Genomic DNA, 16,539 nt, shown 5'->3' with positions numbered 1-16,539 from the left:
TCAGCCCCGCACGAAATGCGGCTGGCGCACCACGGCGTCGGCCTGGTAGAAGTCGGCGAAGCGCTCGAACTGGCGCTGGACGTCGGCCGGGTCCTTGCCTTCCTTGAGCACCGCGCTGGAGAAGCCCGCACGCTGCATCTGCACCAGCTGGTCGACCAGCACGTCGCCGGTGGCGCGGATGTCGCCCTGGAACTTGCGGCGGCGGCGCAGCAGGTAGGCCTGGGTATACGCACGGCCATCGGTGAACTTGGGGAAGTTCAGCTCCACGCGGTCCACGCCGTCGAGGGACGCTTCCTGCACGTCGGCGTCGTTGGCGAGCACGAGGACGTTGAGGTTCTCGTCGGGCTGGACGTCGCCGGCCTGCAGGATCCTGATCACGGTGTCGGTCACGCGGTTTCCTTTTCCACGAAGCGGGCCGCGTTGGCGGCGGCCTTGAACGGGTCGTGGCCGACCCGGCGCAGCGTGGCGATGAAGGGCTCGTACTTGCCGTCGGCGGCCGGCTGGCGCAGCTGGCGGTAGGTGTCGACGAGGGCCTCGATCACGCCCGGCACTTCCTCCTTGGCGAAGGAGGGACCGACGATCTTGCCCGGGCCCGCGGGGCCCGACAGGTCGGAGCCGTTGGAGCCGCCCAGGGTGATCTGGTACCACTCCTTGCCGTCCTTGTCGACGCCGAGGATGCCGATGTGGCCGGCGTGGTGGTGGCCGCAGGAGTTGATGCAACCGGAGAAATTCAGGTCGATCTCGCCGATGTCGTATTCCTCGTCGAGGTCCTGGAAGCGCTCGGTGATCGCCTCGGCGATCGGCAGGGAGCGCGCATTCGCCAGCGAGCAGAAGTCGCCGCCGGGGCAGGCGATCATGTCGGTGATGAGGCCGATGTTGGGACGGGCCAGGCCCAGCTTGCGGGCGGCGGCCCACAGCTCCGGCAGATCGTCGCGGTGCACCCAGGGCAGCAGCAGGTTCTGTTCGTGCGTCACGCGCGCTTCCCCCGCGGAGAAGCGGTCGGCCAGGTCGGCGCAGGCGTCGAACTGGTCGGCCGTGCAGTCCCCGGGGTTCTGGCCCAGGCGCTTGAAGGACAGGACCACGGCGCGCAGTTCCGGGTTGCGGTGCGGCAGCACGTTGCGCTGCAGCCAGCGGTCGTACAGCGGGTCGGCCTCGGCGTCCGCGCGGATGATCTCGTGCACCCGCTCGCCGGCGGCGTCGCGCGGCTGGCGCTTGAGTTCCGGCGCGACGAACTGCGCCGCGACGCGGTCGTACTCGGCCTGCGTGATGGTGTGCGGGGCGCCGTCGATCTCCAGGATCTGGCGGAATTCCTCTTCCACCTTGTCGATGTAGCGCTGGCCCTCGGACTTCACGAGGATCTTGATGCGCGCCTTCCACACGTTGTCGCGGCGGCCGTACTGGTTGTAGACGCGGATGCAGGCCTCGAGATAGCTCAGGACGTGCTGCCACTCGATGAACTGGCGCACCACGGTGCCGATCACCGGCGTGCGGCCCATGCCACCGCCCACCAGCACCTTGAAGCCCAGGTCGCCCGCCTCGTTCCTGGCGACCTGCAGGCTGATGTCGTACCAGCCCAACGCCGCCCGGTCTTCCTTGGCACCATTGAGCGCAATCTTGAACTTGCGCGGCAGGAAGGCGAACTCGGGGTGGAGCGCGGCCCACTGGCGGATGATTTCCGCGAAGGGGCGCGGGTCGGCGATCTCGTCGACGGCGATGCCCGAGAGCGCCTCGGTGGTGATGTTGCGGATCGCGTTGCCGCTGGTCTGGATGCCGTGCATGTTCACGTCCGCGAGCAGCTCCATGACGTCGGCCGCGCGCGTGATGGGGATCCAGTTGAACTGCACGTTGGTGCGGGTCGAGAAGTGCCCGTAGCCATAGGTCAGCTTCGTGACCACCTGGCGGTCGGTGCCGGGCACGGGCACGGGGCCCAGCGCCAGCTGCTTTTCCTGCGCATCCTTCAGCAGCTCGGCGTCCGGACGGTCGTATTCGCGGGCGACCTTGCCCAGCGCGCGCAGCTGCGTGCTGGAGAGCTCGCCGTAGGGCACGGAGATGCGGGCCATGGGCGCATAACGCTGGATGTACCAGCCGTTCTGCAGGCGCAGCGGCCGCAGTTCCTCGTCGCTGAGCTTGCCCGCCTGCCAGCGCTCGAGCTGGTCGCGAAACTGGGCTGCGCGTGCGCGGACGAACTGCCTGTCGAATTCTGTGTATTGGTACATGGAACGTGGAAAGCGCCTCCCGGAACGAGGCGAAGCGGGGACTTTAGGGACCTTCCATATGGGGCCAAACTATTTTTTTATTCGAGCCTTATGCGGATAAGCTTATGCAGCAGGGTTCATGCGGGTCGGCGGGGCGTTTTTCGCGGGGTCCGGATATGGCCGCGACGGGGCGTGGGCGAAGCCGTCCAGCTCAGGCATAGTTGGGAGTCCATGGCGCAAAGGGTCTACATCAAGGTGGTCGGCTTCTCCGATGAGGAGCGCCACATGCTCAACACGGTGTTCCGGCTGTCGGAGCAGTGCCGCACCATGTACCAGTTGTGGACGCCCCAGGCGGCCGAGCCGGCCCGCGGCGCGCTGCTGGACGGGCAAAGCTGGGAGGCGCGCGTGGAAGCGGAGTCGCCGCTGCATACCGGCATCCGCCTGTTGTGGGTAGGAGCCAATCCGCCTGCCACCGTCTGGCGCAGCTTCCCGCGGCCCATCGTCTGGCCCGACGTGATCGAGGGGCTGGACGCCGTGTTCAACCCGGATGTCGCGGCCGCGGCGCCGCCGCTGGCCGAACCGGAATCCGCCATGGCGCACAAGCACGCCCTGATCGTCGGTGCCGACCGCGGCGAACGCCTCTACCTGCGGGCGCGCCTGGCCCTCGCGCGGCTGACGCAGGCGGACGAGGCCGAGACCGGGGCGCATGCCATGGAACTGGCCCGCGGCAAGCAATATGACGTGGCCCTGGTGGACGCCGGCCTGGGCGACATGGACGCCTGGGCGCTGCTGGCCCAGCTGCGGAGTGGCCGCCGGCCCATCCCCCACCTGGCACTCACCAAGGCGGCGCGCTCGATGGGCGAGCGCCTGAAGGCCTGGCAGGGCAGCACCGCGCTGCTGGAGGACCCGCCCGATCCCGAACGCCTCGATGCCTGGCTCAGCCGGATCGAGGTGGGGCCTGCCGGCTGAAGTCCAGCGCCAGGGCCAGCCGGTTTTCCAGGGGCAAGGGTTCGCCGTGCAGGCGGGCCGCCGTCAATTCGCCGCACAGCGCGGCAAACGTCAGGCCACGGGAACCCATCGCCGTGCTGATCCACAACCCCGGCGCCACCTCGCCCACGAGCGGACGGCGGTCCACGGAGGTGCACCGGACGCCGCTCCAGCTGCGAACTTCGCCGCGTTCGGCGGCCGCCTGCATCGCTGCGGCAGCCTGCGGGAGGATCTCGGCCACGCGGCGCAGGTTCTCGGCGTCATCGGCGCTGCGCAAATCCGTGTCCGTGTCACCGCGGCCGTAGGTGGAACCGGTGATCCAGGCGCCGCGTTCCACCAGCGGCACGCGCGGCAGGAAGTGGCCGTTCCCATGGACGGGAAAGGGCGGCAGCGCGTCCGCATCCTGCGCGTGCGGTGCCCAGCTCACCTGGCCCCGTACGGCGTTGAGGGTGACGGGCACCGGCAGCATGGCGGCACTGCCCAGTGCCGCGGCAACCACGACCAACGTCGCATCGCCCACGCGCGTGCCCGCCGCATCCTGCAGGGTCCAGCGACCGTCGCCCGCTACCAGGCGTGCGACCCGGCGGCCGCCTTCGAAGCGAACGCCAGGCTCGCGCAGCCAGCTGCGCACCAGCGCCGCCGGCTCGATCCAGGCCGCGTTGGCGTGCCACCAGGCCGCGGCGGATGCATCCATGCCCGCGGTGCGCTTCTGGGCGGGGGACGCTTCGCGTGTCCAGGGGGCGAGGGCTTCGCCCAGATCGGGCAGCGCGCGCAGGTCATCGCCGCGCCACTCGAGCACCCCGGTGGGCTCCCACTCCAGCCCGCGCGCGAGGCGCTGCTGCGCCTGCTGCAGCGTGATGCGCACGCCCGCCCGCGACACGCGCGAGAGCAGGTTGTCGTCGGGCGACTGGTGCGGCGCGAGCAGTCCCGCGGGCAATGCGGAGGCGCCGCTCGCCGGAACATCCGCGGCATCGAGCACGTGCACCGACCAGCCCCGGCGCGCCAGGCTCGCGGCAATGGCGGCGCCTGAGAGTCCCGCACCCACCACGATGGCGTCCGCCGCGGCCCGGGGCGCGTCCTCCTGCAGTCCCTTGACCGCCCAGGCGGGCTCGTAGCGTCCGGAAAGGCACTCGCGCTTGGGCGGCAGGCCCGCGCGCTTGTCGACCTGCCAGCCGCAGGATTGCAGGTCGCGCCGCACCTGCCCCACCACCGTCCAGGTGGCCAGGCGCGTGCCGCGGAGGCACAGGCGCGTGAGCGCCTTGAGCGTGCCCAGGCTCCACATCTGCGCATTGCGCGCGGGGTCGAAGCCGTCCAGGAACACCGCATCGGCGCGGAAGTCCTGCTCGCGCAGCATGGCCGCCACGTCACCCACGCACAGCGTGAGCAGCACGCGTCCGCCTTCGAAGGCGAGCCGGTGGAAGCCGGCGACCAGGCCCTGCCACTGCGCGGCGAGCTCCTCGGCCAGGGGTTGCAGCGCGGGATAGGTGGCGACCGCGCGCAGGAGGTCGTCGAGCGCCACGGGCCAGGCCTCGACCGAGGCGAAATGCAGCAGCCGCGGCCGTTGCGGGTCGCTGCGCCACGCATGCCAGGTCGCGAGGAAGTTCAGGCCCAGCCCGAAGCCCGTCTCCAGCACGCGCCACTGCGCGCGGCCCGCCCACGCGCCGGGCAGGCCCGTGCCTTGCAGGAAGACGTGTTGCGCCTGTTCCAGTCCGCCCGTGGCCGAGCGGTAGATGTCGTCGAAGCGCGCGCTGCGCGGTGTACCGTCGTCGCGCCAGTCGACGGCCTCGCTCATGGGCGCGCTACGCCGTCGGCGGGACGTATCCCGCAGCGGTGTCCGCGCCACCGCCGAAGAAATGGCTTTCCATCTGCCGCTTCAGGTACTCGCGGGCGCGCTGGTCGGCCAGGTTCAGGCGGTTCTCGTTGACCAGCATCGTCTGCTGCTTGAGCCACTGTTGCCAGGCTTCCTTGCTGACGGTGTCGTAGATGCGCTTGCCGAGTTCGCCGGGGTAGGGCGGGAAGTCGAGACCCTCGGCTTCGCGACCGAGCTTGATGCAGTTGACCGTGCGTGGCATTCACGCGCTCCTGTGGGAATGGGTGGGATTAGCTTATGCGGATATGGAACTGAAAACTCTGTCCTTCGTTTTCACTCCGCCGGCTTCCAGAATGCGCCCCATCACAACGGGACCTTCCATGAGCCTTCGCCGCGACTTTATCAAGATTCCCCTGACCCTCGCCGCTGCGGCCGCGCTGGGCCTCACGGGGCTGCCCTCGATCGCCCAGCCGCTGCAGCTGCTCAACGTCTCGTACGACCCGACGCGCGAGCTGTACGTCGAGTTCAACCAGGCCTTCGCGAAGTACTGGAAGGCCAAGACCGGACAGGACATAGCCATCAAGCAGTCGCACGGCGGCTCGGGCAAGCAGGCGCGCTCCATCATCGACGGCCTGGACGCCGACGTCGCCACGCTGGCGCTGGCCGGCGACACCGACGCGCTGGTCAAGCACGGCGGCTGGCTCGCCGCCGACTGGCAGAAGCGCCTGCCGCACAATGCCTCGCCCTACACCTCCACCATCGTGCTGGTGGTGCGCGAGGGCAATCCCAAGGGCATCAAGGACTGGGACGACCTGGTCAAGCCCGGCATCAGCGTCATCACGCCCAACCCCAAGACCTCGGGTGGCGCGCGCTGGAACTACCTGGCGGCCTGGGAGTTCGGCAAGCGCAAGTTCGGCAGCGAGGCCAAGGCGAAGGAGTTCGTGGCCAGGCTGTTCGGAAACGTCCCGGTGCTGGACACCGGCGCGCGCGGCTCGACGATCACCTTCGCGCAGCGCAACCAGGGCGACGTGCTGATCGCCTGGGAGAACGAGGCCTACCTGCTGGAAAAGGAGTTCGGCGCCAAGTTCGACGTGGTGGTCCCGTCGATCAGCATCCTGGCCGAGCCAGCCGTGGCGGTGGTGGACAAGAACGTGGACCGCAAGGGCACGCGCGCGGTCGCCGAGGAGTACCTCAAGTACCTGTACACAGAGGAAGGCCAGGACATCATCGGCCGGAACTTCTACCGTCCCGCCGTTTCGCAGAAGGCGCAGGCGAAGTACGCCAAGCAGTTTCCCAAGCTGAACCTGTTCACCATCGACCAGGCCTTCGGCGGCTGGACCAGGGCGGACAAGGAGCACTTCGCCGACGGCGGCAGCTTCGACCAGATCTACACGCGCAAGTAAGCCGTTCCGGACTCCCACGCGAAAAGGCCCGCGCAGCGCTGCGCGGGCCTTTTTCCTTGGTGTGGCCGATCAGGCGCGGATTGCGGCCTTCGCCTCGTTCGCCGCTTCCGCGGTGTGCGCCTGGATCTCGGCGTCCGCGGCAGCGAGCGCCTTGGCCTTGGCGGCATCGCCCATCGCCACGCCCTCGGCACGCACGAAGCGTACGTCGGTGATGCCCAGGAAGCCGAACACGGCGCTCAGGTAGCTTTCCTGGTGGTCCAGGAAGGCCAGGGCCGGATTGCCGGCATAGGCGCCGCCGCGCGTCGACGCGACGATCACGGTCTTGCCGCCGGCCAGGCCGACGGGACCCTGCTCGGTGTACTTGAAGGTGCGGCCGGCCTGCGCGATGCGGTCGATCCAGGCCTTCAGCTGGCTGGGGACCGAGAAGTTGTACATGGGCGCGCCCACGACGATCACGTCCGCCGCCAGGAACTGGTTCAGCAGCCGTTCGGTGATGGCGTTCTCGCGCTTCTGCGCGTCGGTCAGGCTGTCCGTGGCGAGTCCCAGCCGGGAGCCCAGCGAGTCGATGTCCAGGTGGCTGGGCGCGTCGGCGGCCAGGTCCAGGTGTTCGACGATCGTGCCCGGGTGGCTGTCCTGCCACTGGGCGACGGTGCGGCGGGTGAGCTCGCGGGAAACGGACTGGCCGGCCAGCGGGCTGGAATCGATGTGCAGCAGCTTCATTCTCTTCTCCGGTGTGGGCCCCTGTGGGGCCGATGGATGTATTGTGGAATTGCATCGATCTCTTGATAAGCCGCCAAATCCGGGATAGATTGTTCCATCCATAGGACGATCCATGCAGGACCTCAACGACATGCTCTTCTTTGCCGAGGTGGTGGATCGCGGCGGGTTCGCGGCTGCGGGCCGGGCGCTGAACCTGCCCAAGTCCAGGCTTTCCCGCCGGGTGGCCGACCTCGAGGCCCGCCTGGGCGTGCGCCTGCTGCAGCGGACCACGCGGCGGCTGTCCCTGACGCAGGCCGGCGAGGTCTACCACCGGCATTGCGTTGCGATGCGCGAGCAGGCCGAAGCGGCCGACGAGGCGGTGGCACGCGTGCACAACGAGCCGCGCGGCACGGTGCGCGTGACCTGTCCGGTGACCCTGGCGCAGACCACCATCGGCCCGCTGCTGCCGCGCTTCCTCGCCGCGCATCCGCAGGTGCGCGTGGACATGCAGGTGAGCAACCGGGTCGTGGACCTCGTGCAGGAAGGCGTGGACGTGGCCCTTCGCGTGCGCGGCAGCCTCGACGACAGCGGCACCCTGGTGGTCAAGAACCTGGGGCCCACGCACGGCGTGCTGGTCGCCAGCCCGCAGTTGCTGCAGCGCTTCGGCGCGCCGCAGGACGCCGAAGGATTGCGCAGCCTGCCGACGGTGGCGATGTCCGCCGCGGATGGCCGCGCGACCTGGCACCTGCACGGCCCGCGCGGCGCGCAGCACGAGCTGCAGCACCACCCCGTCTTCACCGCCGACGACCTGCTCACGCTGAAGTACGCCGTGCTGCAAGGCACGGGCATGTGCGTGCTGCCGGATTACCTGTGCGCGGACGAACTGCGCCGTGGCGAGCTGGTGCCGGTGCTGCCAGGGTGGGAGCCGCCCGAAGCCAGGGTGCTGGCGGTGTTCCCGTCCCGGCGCGGCATGGTCCCCGCCGTGCGGCGCCTGCTCGATTTCCTGGGCGAGAACATCGCCGGGACGCGCATCGTCGGCCCGGCGGCCGCGGCCTTACCGTGAGGGACCGGGAGGGACCGGGTCGGCAACGGCCGGCCCGCGCGCGTCCAGAATCGCGCGTGCGTAGACTTCCACGTACTGCTTCGCGCTGTCTTCCCAGCCGAAGTGCCGCTCCATGCCGTTGGCCTGGATGCGGCGCCAGCGGGGCGGATCGCCCCACAGGCGCGTCGCCCGCGCGATCGCGTCGTCCAGGCCGGCCGCGTCGACGCCGGTCATGATGAAGCCGGTGCCGTTCTGCGCATCGGCATTCGCATCGGTCACGGAGTCCAGCAGGCCGCCCACGGCCCCCACGATGGGGGGCGTGCCGTAGGCCTGGCTGTACATCTGGTTCAGCCCGCAGGGCTCGAAGCGGGAAGGCATGAGGAACACGTCCGCGCCGGCTTCGATCAGGTGCGCCAGGCCCTCGTCGAAGCCCAGTTGCACCGCGACCTGTTTCGGGTGCTTCTGCGCGGCATCCTTCAATGCCTGCTGCAAGCCCGGTTCTCCCTGGCCCAGCACCACGAGCTGTGCGCCGGAGGCGAGCAGGCGGGGGAGCGCGCCCAGCACGAGGTCGATGCCTTTTTGCGGCGTGAGCCGGCTCACCACCGCGAACAGCATGGCCTTGGCGTCCGCGGGCAGGCCCATGCGCGCCTGCAGCGCCGCCTTGCACTTCGCCTTGCCCTGCAGGTCGCCGGGTCCGTAGTGGAAGGGCAGGAGCGGGTCCGACCTGGGGTTCCAGACCTGCGTGTCGATGCCGTTGAGGATGCCGTGCAGGCGCGACGCGCGGGCGCGCAGGGCGCCGTCGAAGCCGACGCCGTTGGCCGGCGTCTGGATCTCGCGTGCATAGGTCGGGCTGACCGTCGTGATCGCATCGGCGAACTGCACACCGGCCTTGAGCATCGACAGCTGGCCCCAGAACTCCACGCCGTCCATGCCGCGCCAGTGGTGCGGCACGCCCAGCACGTCGGCGCTGCCCATGGGGAAGACGCCCTGGAACGCGAGGTTGTGGATGGTGATCACGCCGGCGGCCGTGGCCTCGTGCGGCGACACCATGCGTTGCTGGGCGAGGTACAGCATCGCCATGCCGCAGGGCCAGTCGTTGGCGTGCACCACGTCGGCCGTCCAGCCCCGCAAGGGGGAGTGCACGGTTCCGATCTGCGCGGCCACCCAGGACAGCAGCCCGAAACGGATGGCGTTGTCGTGGTAGTCGCGCCCGCTGGCATCGACGTACGGCCCACCGGAGCGCTGGTACAGGCCGGGACAGGCAAGCAGCAGCATCGTGACCCCGTTGGGCAGCTTGACCGGCACGAGCTGCGCCGCCGGCCACGGGCCCCAGGGCGGCAGGTCCACGCCGTCTCCGATCTCGCCGCTCACCTTCATGCCCTTGTACGCCGGCATCAGGATGTGCACGTCGTGGCCCAGGGATGCGAGCGTCGCGGGCAGGGCGGCGCTGACGTCCCCCAGCCCGCCGGTCTTCACGTAGGGCGCGCACTCCGGGGTCGCGAACAGGATCTTCATGCGGTCTCCGCCTCCGCCACCAGCACCACGAAGGGTAGCCCACCGGCGCCCGCGAAGAGCGCCTGCAGGTCGATCGCGGCATCGTCGTCGTTGCCCAGGACGGTCGTCGCGCCGGTGAGCCAGTTGCGCCAGCGGCGGAAGCGCCGCACGCCGGCCCCTTCCGCGCCGCAGCCCACCGAGGTGCCTTGCCACAGGGCAGGGCCCCAGTCCGCGTCCTCGCCGCGGCACAGCGTCCAGGTCAGCCGCGCCGTGACCACGAGGACGGCTTCGCGCTCGTGGATGCGCGCGAACGCGACGGCGTGTTCCTCGGCCGGCCCGTCCACCGACAGCGCGACGTAGTTCGCGTTGCGGAACAAGGTGCTGCGCTCGCGCCGCAGGCGCAGCAGGCGCCAGGTGACGAGCTGCTTGATGCGGCCGTCGGCCGCGGCTGCGTGCAGCGCGGCCCACTCCTGCGCAGCGGGCCAGCGCTGCCGGTACAGGGACTCCACGACTTCCAGCTCGCGCGCGAGCGCCGGGTAGTCGACGGGCCGGCGGTTGTCGGGATCGACCAGGCTGAAGTTCCACTGCTCGCAGCCCTGGTACACGTCGGGCACGCCCGGCGCGGTGAGCTTGAGCGCCAGCTGCGCCAGGCTGTTGCGGAAGCCGAACGGCGCCACCCGCGCGGTCATCTTCTGCAGTTCGTCCGCGAACGGGTTGGCGCCGGCGCGCAGCACGCCATCGACATAGCGTTCGACCGCCTCTTCGTACGCGCTGTCCGGGCAGACCCAGGTGGTATTGAGCTTGGCCTCGCGCACCGCCTTGCGCATGTAGGCCTGCATGCGCTGGCGCAGGTCCTCGCGCTGGTCTTCGTCCGGCGCCTGCGCCGGCCAGATGCCCACGAGCGTCTGGAACAGCAGCCAGATGTCGTTGTTGCTCGGCCAGGTCTGGTCCCCCGCGTTCGTGAGGTACAGGTGCGCCCAGCCCGAGAGGCGCAGCAGGCAGTCCTCCCACTGCGCCGGCAGTTCGGACAGCACGTTGAGGCGCGCGCGCAGGTCCTCGCCGCGCTTGCTGTCGTGCGTCGACGTGCCCAGCAGGCAGTGCGGCCGGTGCCGTTGCCGCGTCTGGTTGGCGAAGTGGAAAGCGGCGACCGACACGCCGAAGTTGCGCGGATCGCCCCCGACCTCGTTGAGCGAGAGCAGCGGCAGGTAGCGGTAGAAGGCCGTGTCTTCCATGGCCTTGGCGGTCACCGGCGCGGTGAACTGCTGCCAGCGCGCCAGGAAGCGCTGCCGCACGTCCTGCGGCATCCCGGCGGCCTCGCCTTCGCCGAGCAGCACTTCCTTGAGGTGCTGCAGCACCGTCTCTTCCGACTTGCCGAGCCGGCGCTCCGCCGCGGCGATGGCCCAGTCGATGTGGCGCCGGTCCATGGCGCTGGCCGGCTCGTCCACGCGCAGGTAGGTGCGGTACACCGGGAAGGCCGCGGCGACTTCCGCCATCGCCCAGCGCAGGCGGTTGCGCGTGAAGTCGCAGCGCCGCCGGTTGCCGCGCGTGAGGCGGTGCAAGGTGTGCGCCAGCCAGTTCAGCTCGGAGTACAGCGAGGTCTCGATGATCAGCTTCTTGCACTGGTACAGGACCTCGTCGAAGCTGGTGGTCGTGCCGGTGAAGGCCTGGTAGGCGGCGACCAGCGCCTCCTCGGTGCCCGGCTCGACGAACAGGCCGTTGACCAGCGTGCCGAAGCGGTAGCCGGTGTCGCCGTGCACGGGCCAGTCCTCGGGCAGCGATTCGTGTTCGGCGAGGATCTTCTCCACCACGAGGTACAGGGCGCGCGGCGGGTGCCCGCCGACCTCCGCCTGGCCCGCGTAGTGCGACTGCAGCTGCTCGAAGTAGGCCTGCGGATCGCTCAGGCCGTCGGGGTGGTCGATGCGCAGGCCCGACAGCAGCCCGTCCTGCAGCCAGTGCAGCACCTTGCGGTGCGTGGCCTCGAACACCTCGGGCCGCTCCATGCGCAGGCCGGCCAGCGTGTTCACGTCGAAGAAGCGCCGGTAGTTGACGTCGTCGCTCGCCACGCGCCAGTCGGCCAGGCGGTAGGCCTGCGCGGCGATGAGGCGCTCCAGCGCGTCGAAGCTCTCCGGCTCGCCGGCCTGGCCGTTGAGGCGCTGCACGCAGGCCTCGATCCAGCGTGCCAGCCACTCGTGGTGCGAAGCGAGCCGGGCGAGCTGCCGCTTGTAGACCGCGCTGTCGCGTACGCGCGCCCGGCGCTCGTCCTCGTCGGGGTCGTCGCGCGCGGGCAGCCGGCCGAAGGCATCCAGCAGGGAGGCCACCACGGCGTGGCTGTCGCCTTCGCTGTCATCGCGCGCGGGCGGCGCCGGCAGGGCCGAGAGGATCCCGGGGTAGCTGCTCGGATCGATGGGAAAACGGTGGTCCCAGTAGCGCAGCACGAACTCTCCGGCCTCCGCGACGTACTGCAGCTGGATCTCGCCGGCTTCGAGCACCTTGCCGAAGTGGTCGCCGAGTACAGGCAGCAGCACCCGGCCGGCCATTTCGGGCTGGGCCGGATTCCATTCGATGTCGAAGGTCTGCGCATGGCTGGAAGCACGCCCGTGTTCCAGCACGTCCAGCCACCAGTGGTTGTCGGCCTCCAGCACGCCCATGTGGTTCGGCACGATGTCCAGAATCTGGCCCATGCCGTTGCGGCGCAGCGCCTGGCACATGCGGGCATGGGCCAGCGCGTCGCCCACCTCGGGGTTGAGCTGGGTGTGGTCGATGATGTCGTAGCCGTGCGTGCTGCCCGGGCGCGCGCGCAGGTAGGGCGAGCTGTACAGATGGCTCACGCCCAGCGCCTTCAGGTAGGGCAGTGCCTGGGTGACGTGCTCGAAGGTGCAGCCCTTGTGGAACTGCACCCGGTAGGTCCCGCAAGGCACGTTGGCCGTGTCCAGCGCCGGCAGGTCCTGGGGCGAGGTCGCCATCGCCGAGGGGCCGCTGCGTTCCGCCCGCAGCACGGTGGCCAGCGAGGCCCAGCGTGGATCGCTTCCCAGACCTTCGACGGTGACCGACAGCTTGCGCCGCCAGTTGGGGAAGCGGTCCTCGGTGGTGCCGGGCACGTTCACCTGCAGCAGCTGCCCGGTGATGTCCTCGAGCTGCACGCCCACCAGCCAGCAAGGCGTGCGCGCCAGGAAGGCATAGACGGCGTCCACGAAGGCCGGCGTGGCGTCGGCCACCGACGTCGGCTGCACGCTGGCGCCCTCGGGCAGCAGGTCTTCGCGCTGCAGCGCCAGCAGCAGGCGGGCACGGTCCTGCGCGCGGCTGAGGACCTGGTTCTCGTGCGCGGCGGCATCGGGGTACAGGTTCAGGCGGGCGGACAGCTCGATGTCCTCGCCGAGCCAGAAGCCGCGCAGCGTCGGCAGGTCGTGCGTGCTGACCACGGCAAGCGCCTTGGGCTGCCAATGCGAGGGACGCTTGAAGCCTCCGTCGTCCTCGCGCTCGAACAGCAGCGGACGGTAGGACAGCAGGTTGCGCGCCTGCATGGCTTCGCGCATGCGCGGTGCCACGTTGCCCAGGTCCTCGCCGATCACCATGCACTGGTGGCGCTGGCTTTCCAGCGCCAGCACGGCCAGCAGGTCGTCCAGTGGGTACTCGACGTAGGTGCCGCCGTCCGGCCCGGTCCAGAACAGGCGCATGAGCGCCATGACGTGGTCCAGGCGCAGCGCGCCGTTGTGGCGCATGTTGGCCCGCAGCGTCGCGATGAAAGGCTGGTAGCGCGCCTGCTTCAGGCGCTGCGGGCTCCACGGCGGCAGCCCCCAGTCCTGGCCCTTGGGGGCGAGCGGGTCGGGCGGGGCGCCGGCGTGCATGCCCAGCGCGAAGAGCTCGTGCTCGACCCAGGTCTCCGCGCCGCCGCCGTTCACGCCGACGGCCAGGTCGCAGTACAGGCCGATGCCCATGCCGCGGGTGCGCGCGTAGCGCTGGCAGGACTCCAGCTGCACCTCGGCCAGCCACTGCAGCCAGAAGCGGAAGCGCACGTCCGACGCGTGCTGCTGTGCGAACGCGCGGACCGCCGCGCCGGCCGGGTCCCGGTACTCCTCGGGCCACGCGGGCCAGCCCCACACGTCCGGATCCTGCGCATGCAGGTGTTCCTGCAGCGCCTCGAACAGCGCGTGCCGTCCGATCGTGGCCTCGCGCTCGCGCATGTAGGCCAGGAAGTGCGCGCCGCGGGAGCGATCCTTGTCCAGCTCGTGGCGCTCGAAATGCCGCCACAGGACGCGCAGCACTTCCTCCTTGGCGAGCGCCACGCCCACGTAGTCGACCATCTCCGCTTCGCGCAGTGCATGCAGGCGCTCCTGGAACGGCTCGGACTGCACCTTCTGCTGCGCCTCGTCGCAGCCGCTCAGGTCCACCAGCGCCTGGACGTCCAGGTAGATCGGGTTCAGCGCCTTGCGGCTCGAGGGGCTGTAGGGACTGGCCACCGCGGGGTTGTGCGGAAAGAGCGCGTGCAGCGGGTTCAGGCCGATGAAGGACGCGCCCTGGTGCGCGGCCGCATCGCACATGCGCCGCAGGTCGCCGAAATCGCCGATGCCCCAGTTGCGCGAGGAGCGCAGCGCATAGAGCTGGATGGTGCAGCCCCACCAGCGTTCGCCCTGCTGCAGGCCGGCCGGCACGTACGACTGCAGCGGCGCGACGATCAGGCGGCAGTGTTCGCCGGCGGGGGCGCCTTCCAGCTGCAGGCGGTAGTAGCCGGCGGCGAGCCCCTCGGGCAGGGCGACGCTGGCCTGCTGGAAGCTGCGCTGCAACTCGCCGGCCGCGATGCCGGCCCCGGTGTCTTCGGCCAGCAGCGTCCAGCGCGCCGGCACGTCCTCGTGGCTGGTCCAGCGCAGTTCGCAGCGCTCGCCTTCGCGCACGACGTGCACGGGCGGCAGGCCCAGGTGCTGCGCGGCCGGTGCCCGGCCGTCGCCCGCCATGGCGGCGACCGCCTGCTGCAGGACGGCTTCGGGAACGAGTTCCTCCTCGCCCCAGAAGCCGTGGTAACGGTCGGCCACGCCGAGCCGGCGCGCGCGCTCCGCAAGCGAGATCGACGTGTGGTCCGCCGGTGAATTCACAACGTGATCTCCTCGCCCAGGGTCCAGCGGGCACTGTACGGCGGCCAGGTGCCGCGCGGCGTGTCCGGCGGGTACCGGTGGCTGAAGACCTGCTGCGCCTCCACCGGGCCCAGGTGCTGCGGCTCCACCTGCAGCGGCTCGGCACCGAAGTTCAGTTCGAGGCAGAGCATCCTGCCGTCCTCGTAGCGCCATTGCACGGACAGCCCGCGCTCGCCGACCCGCTGCGCGCTGTGGCGCCCGGTGAGCAGCTGCGCGTGGCGCGGCGTGATCCACGCGCGGCGCGCGGCGAGGGCGGCCTGGACCTCGGCGTGCCAGATGGCGTGTTCCTTCGCGGTGGCACGCGTCGCATCCGGGCGGCTGGCGGCAAAGGTCTCGTCGCTGCACGGGTCCGGCAGGTCGTGCGCGTCGACGTGGCCGAACTCGCGCTTGCGCCCGGCGCGCACCGCTTCCCGCAGTTCGCCTTGCCAGTCCGCGAAGTACAGGAAAGGCTCGGGCGCGCCCCATTCCTCGCCGAAGAACAGCATGGGGATGGCCGGCGTCAGCAGCGCGAGCAGCGTGGGCAGGCGCGCGGCGTCCGGCGGCACGAGGGCAACCAGCCGCTCGCCGCGGGCGCGGTTGCCGACCTGGTCGTGGTTGTGGGCGAAGTTGACCAGCGCGCCCAGCCGCTGCGCCGGCGCCGGCGCGACGCGCTCGCGGGCGCCGCCCGGCCTGCGTTTCGAGCCCTCGAACACCATGCCGTGGGTCAGGCAGCGTGCCAGCAGGTCCATCGTCGCAACACCGTAGTCGTGGTAGTAGCGCTGCGTCTCCCCGGTCAGGGCGACGTGCACGACGTGGTGGAAATCGTCGTTCCACTGGCCGTCGTAGAAGCCCGGCATGGGCGTGGGGGCGAGGTGCTGGTAGCCGTTGTCCTCGTTCTCCAGCACGAGGTGCACGTGGCGTCCAGGGGCCGCCTGGCGCACGCGCTCGGACAGTTCCTGCAGCAGGTGCACGGGGCTGTCGTCGGCTATGGCGTGGACCGCGTCCAGGCGCAGGCCGTCGAAGCGGTACTCCTGGATCCAGTACACGGCGTTGTGGATGAAGAATTCGCGGACGGGGCCGCTGCCGGCCCCGTCGAAGTTGATCGCCGCCCCCCAGGGGCTGCTCTTGGTCTTGGAGAAGAACTGCGGCGCGTAGGCGTGCAGGTAATTGCCCTCCGGCCCGAAGTGGTTGTAGACCACGTCGAGGAACACCATGAGTCCCAGCCGGTGCGCCTGCTGCACGAAGCGCTTGAGGTCGTCGGGCGTGCCGTAGGCGTGGTGCGGCGCGTACGGCAGCACGCCGTCGTAGCCCCAGCCGAAGCGGCCGGCGAAGTCCGCCACCGGCATGAGTTCCACCGCGGTGACGCCCGTGTCCGCCAGTTCCTGCAGGCGCGCGGCGGCGGCCGCGAAGGTGCCTTCGCGGGTGAAGGTGCCGACGTGCAGCTCGTACAGCACCGCCTCCGGCCAGGGCCGGCCGCTCCAGGCCGGGTCCCACTCGAACTGGCGCGGATCCACCACCGCGCTGGGCCCGTGCGGCCCATGCGGGTTGTGGCGCGACGCGGGGTCCGGCACCAGCTGCCGGCCGTCGATCCGCCAGCGATAGAGCGTGCCGGCGCCAGCGTGGTCCACGACGCACTCCCACATCCCTTGCGCGTCAGCCTGCGCCGGATGCAGTTCGGGCTGGGGTCCTGCCGTCTCGATCGCGAGCTCCACCTGGCGGGCGGCGGGCGCCCACAGGCGGAAGACGGCGCCTTCGCGCTCGCGCAGGCGCGCGCCGAAAGGCATGTCGTGCTGACAGCGCACTT

General features: G+C 70.5%; 11 protein-coding genes. 3 read left to right on the top strand and 8 right to left on the bottom strand.

Annotated elements, in window-relative coordinates; all coding sequences use genetic code 11:
* Together AC3EGR_RS10190 and AC3EGR_RS10185 are read right to left on the bottom strand one after the other, a co-directional pair.
* Complete coding sequence (locus AC3EGR_RS10190; protein WP_488546362.1) at window positions 1–390, bottom strand: DUF934 domain-containing protein; 390 nt, start codon at window positions 388–390, stop codon at window positions 1–3.
* Entirely contained in the window at window positions 387–2,216 is a 1,830-nt protein-coding gene (locus AC3EGR_RS10185; RefSeq protein WP_488546361.1) for a nitrite/sulfite reductase, read from the bottom strand. The genes AC3EGR_RS10190 and AC3EGR_RS10185 overlap by 4 nt, the downstream gene beginning before the upstream one ends.
* Window positions 2,217–2,426: 210 nt before the next feature.
* On the opposite strand from AC3EGR_RS10185, the gene AC3EGR_RS10180 reads away from it, so the two are divergent.
* A complete protein-coding gene (locus AC3EGR_RS10180; RefSeq protein WP_488546360.1) occupies window positions 2,427–3,164 on the top strand; it encodes a hypothetical protein in 738 nt (245 codons plus the stop codon).
* On the opposite strand, the gene mnmC is transcribed toward AC3EGR_RS10180, so the two are convergent.
* Window positions 3,133–4,974, bottom strand: coding sequence for a bifunctional tRNA (5-methylaminomethyl-2-thiouridine)(34)-methyltransferase MnmC2/FAD-dependent 5-carboxymethylaminomethyl-2-thiouridine(34) oxidoreductase MnmC1 (mnmC, locus tag AC3EGR_RS10175; protein WP_488546359.1), 1,842 nt, complete (start codon window positions 4,972–4,974; stop codon window positions 3,133–3,135). The two genes, AC3EGR_RS10180 and mnmC, sit on opposite strands and share 32 nt — an antisense overlap.
* 7 nt (window positions 4,975–4,981) lie before the next feature.
* On the bottom strand, window positions 4,982–5,254 hold the full coding sequence (locus tag AC3EGR_RS10170; RefSeq protein WP_488546358.1) for an oxidative damage protection protein: 273 nt from the start codon (window positions 5,252–5,254) through the stop codon (window positions 4,982–4,984).
* Between the two features lie 118 nt (window positions 5,255–5,372).
* Here AC3EGR_RS10170 and AC3EGR_RS10165 point away from each other — a divergent pair, with 118 nt between their 5' ends.
* Window positions 5,373–6,395: a sulfate ABC transporter substrate-binding protein gene (locus AC3EGR_RS10165; RefSeq protein ID WP_488546357.1), complete on the top strand. Its 1,023-nt coding sequence runs from the start codon at window positions 5,373–5,375 to the stop codon at window positions 6,393–6,395.
* A gap of 69 nt (window positions 6,396–6,464) precedes the next feature.
* Here AC3EGR_RS10165 and AC3EGR_RS10160 read toward each other — a convergent pair whose 3' ends face one another.
* Window positions 6,465–7,115, bottom strand: coding sequence for an FMN-dependent NADH-azoreductase (locus tag AC3EGR_RS10160; RefSeq protein ID WP_488546356.1), 651 nt, complete (start codon window positions 7,113–7,115; stop codon window positions 6,465–6,467).
* A gap of 112 nt (window positions 7,116–7,227) precedes the next feature.
* Between AC3EGR_RS10160 and AC3EGR_RS10155 the strand changes: the two genes are divergently transcribed.
* Window positions 7,228–8,157, top strand: a complete 930-nt coding sequence (locus AC3EGR_RS10155) for a LysR substrate-binding domain-containing protein (RefSeq protein WP_488546355.1) — start codon at window positions 7,228–7,230, stop codon at window positions 8,155–8,157.
* Here the strand turns inward: AC3EGR_RS10155 and glgA are convergent.
* The 3 genes from glgA to treZ are packed head-to-tail and all read right to left on the bottom strand — an operon-like array spanning window position 8,149 to window position 16,537.
* On the bottom strand, window positions 8,149–9,651 hold the full coding sequence (gene glgA, locus AC3EGR_RS10150; RefSeq protein ID WP_488546354.1) for a glycogen synthase GlgA: 1,503 nt from the start codon (window positions 9,649–9,651) through the stop codon (window positions 8,149–8,151). The genes AC3EGR_RS10155 and glgA overlap by 9 nt on opposite strands.
* The gene (locus AC3EGR_RS10145) at window positions 9,648–14,717 is read right to left on the bottom strand and encodes a malto-oligosyltrehalose synthase (RefSeq protein ID WP_488546353.1); all 5,070 of its coding nucleotides are present in this window, start codon (window positions 14,715–14,717) and stop codon (window positions 9,648–9,650) included. Before AC3EGR_RS10145 ends, glgA begins: the two co-directional genes overlap by 4 nt.
* A complete protein-coding gene (treZ, locus tag AC3EGR_RS10140) occupies window positions 14,714–16,537 on the bottom strand; it encodes a malto-oligosyltrehalose trehalohydrolase (RefSeq protein ID WP_488546352.1) in 1,824 nt (607 codons plus the stop codon). The genes AC3EGR_RS10145 and treZ overlap by 4 nt, the downstream gene beginning before the upstream one ends.
* Window positions 16,538–16,539: the final 2 nt, after the last annotated feature.

The sequence above is a fragment of the Ramlibacter sp. G4-7 genome (assembly GCF_057784995.1).
This window is presented reverse-complemented; position numbering and strand designations above follow the sequence as displayed.

What these genes read in the sequence shown, in the direction of transcription:
- AC3EGR_RS10185 (WP_488546361.1), bottom strand. Translation starts at nt 2,216, where the DNA reads ATGTACCAATACACAGAATTCGACAGGCAGTTCGTCCGCGCACGCGCA.
- AC3EGR_RS10180 (WP_488546360.1), top strand. Translation starts at nt 2,427, where the DNA reads ATGGCGCAAAGGGTCTACATCAAGGTGGTCGGCTTCTCCGATGAGGAG.
- mnmC (WP_488546359.1), bottom strand. Translation starts at nt 4,974, where the DNA reads ATGAGCGAGGCCGTCGACTGGCGCGACGACGGTACACCGCGCAGCGCG.
- AC3EGR_RS10170 (WP_488546358.1), bottom strand. Translation starts at nt 5,254, where the DNA reads ATGCCACGCACGGTCAACTGCATCAAGCTCGGTCGCGAAGCCGAGGGT.
- AC3EGR_RS10165 (WP_488546357.1), top strand. Translation starts at nt 5,373, where the DNA reads ATGAGCCTTCGCCGCGACTTTATCAAGATTCCCCTGACCCTCGCCGCT.
- AC3EGR_RS10160 (WP_488546356.1), bottom strand. Translation starts at nt 7,115, where the DNA reads ATGAAGCTGCTGCACATCGATTCCAGCCCGCTGGCCGGCCAGTCCGTT.
- AC3EGR_RS10155 (WP_488546355.1), top strand. Translation starts at nt 7,228, where the DNA reads ATGCAGGACCTCAACGACATGCTCTTCTTTGCCGAGGTGGTGGATCGC.
- glgA (WP_488546354.1), bottom strand. Translation starts at nt 9,651, where the DNA reads ATGAAGATCCTGTTCGCGACCCCGGAGTGCGCGCCCTACGTGAAGACC.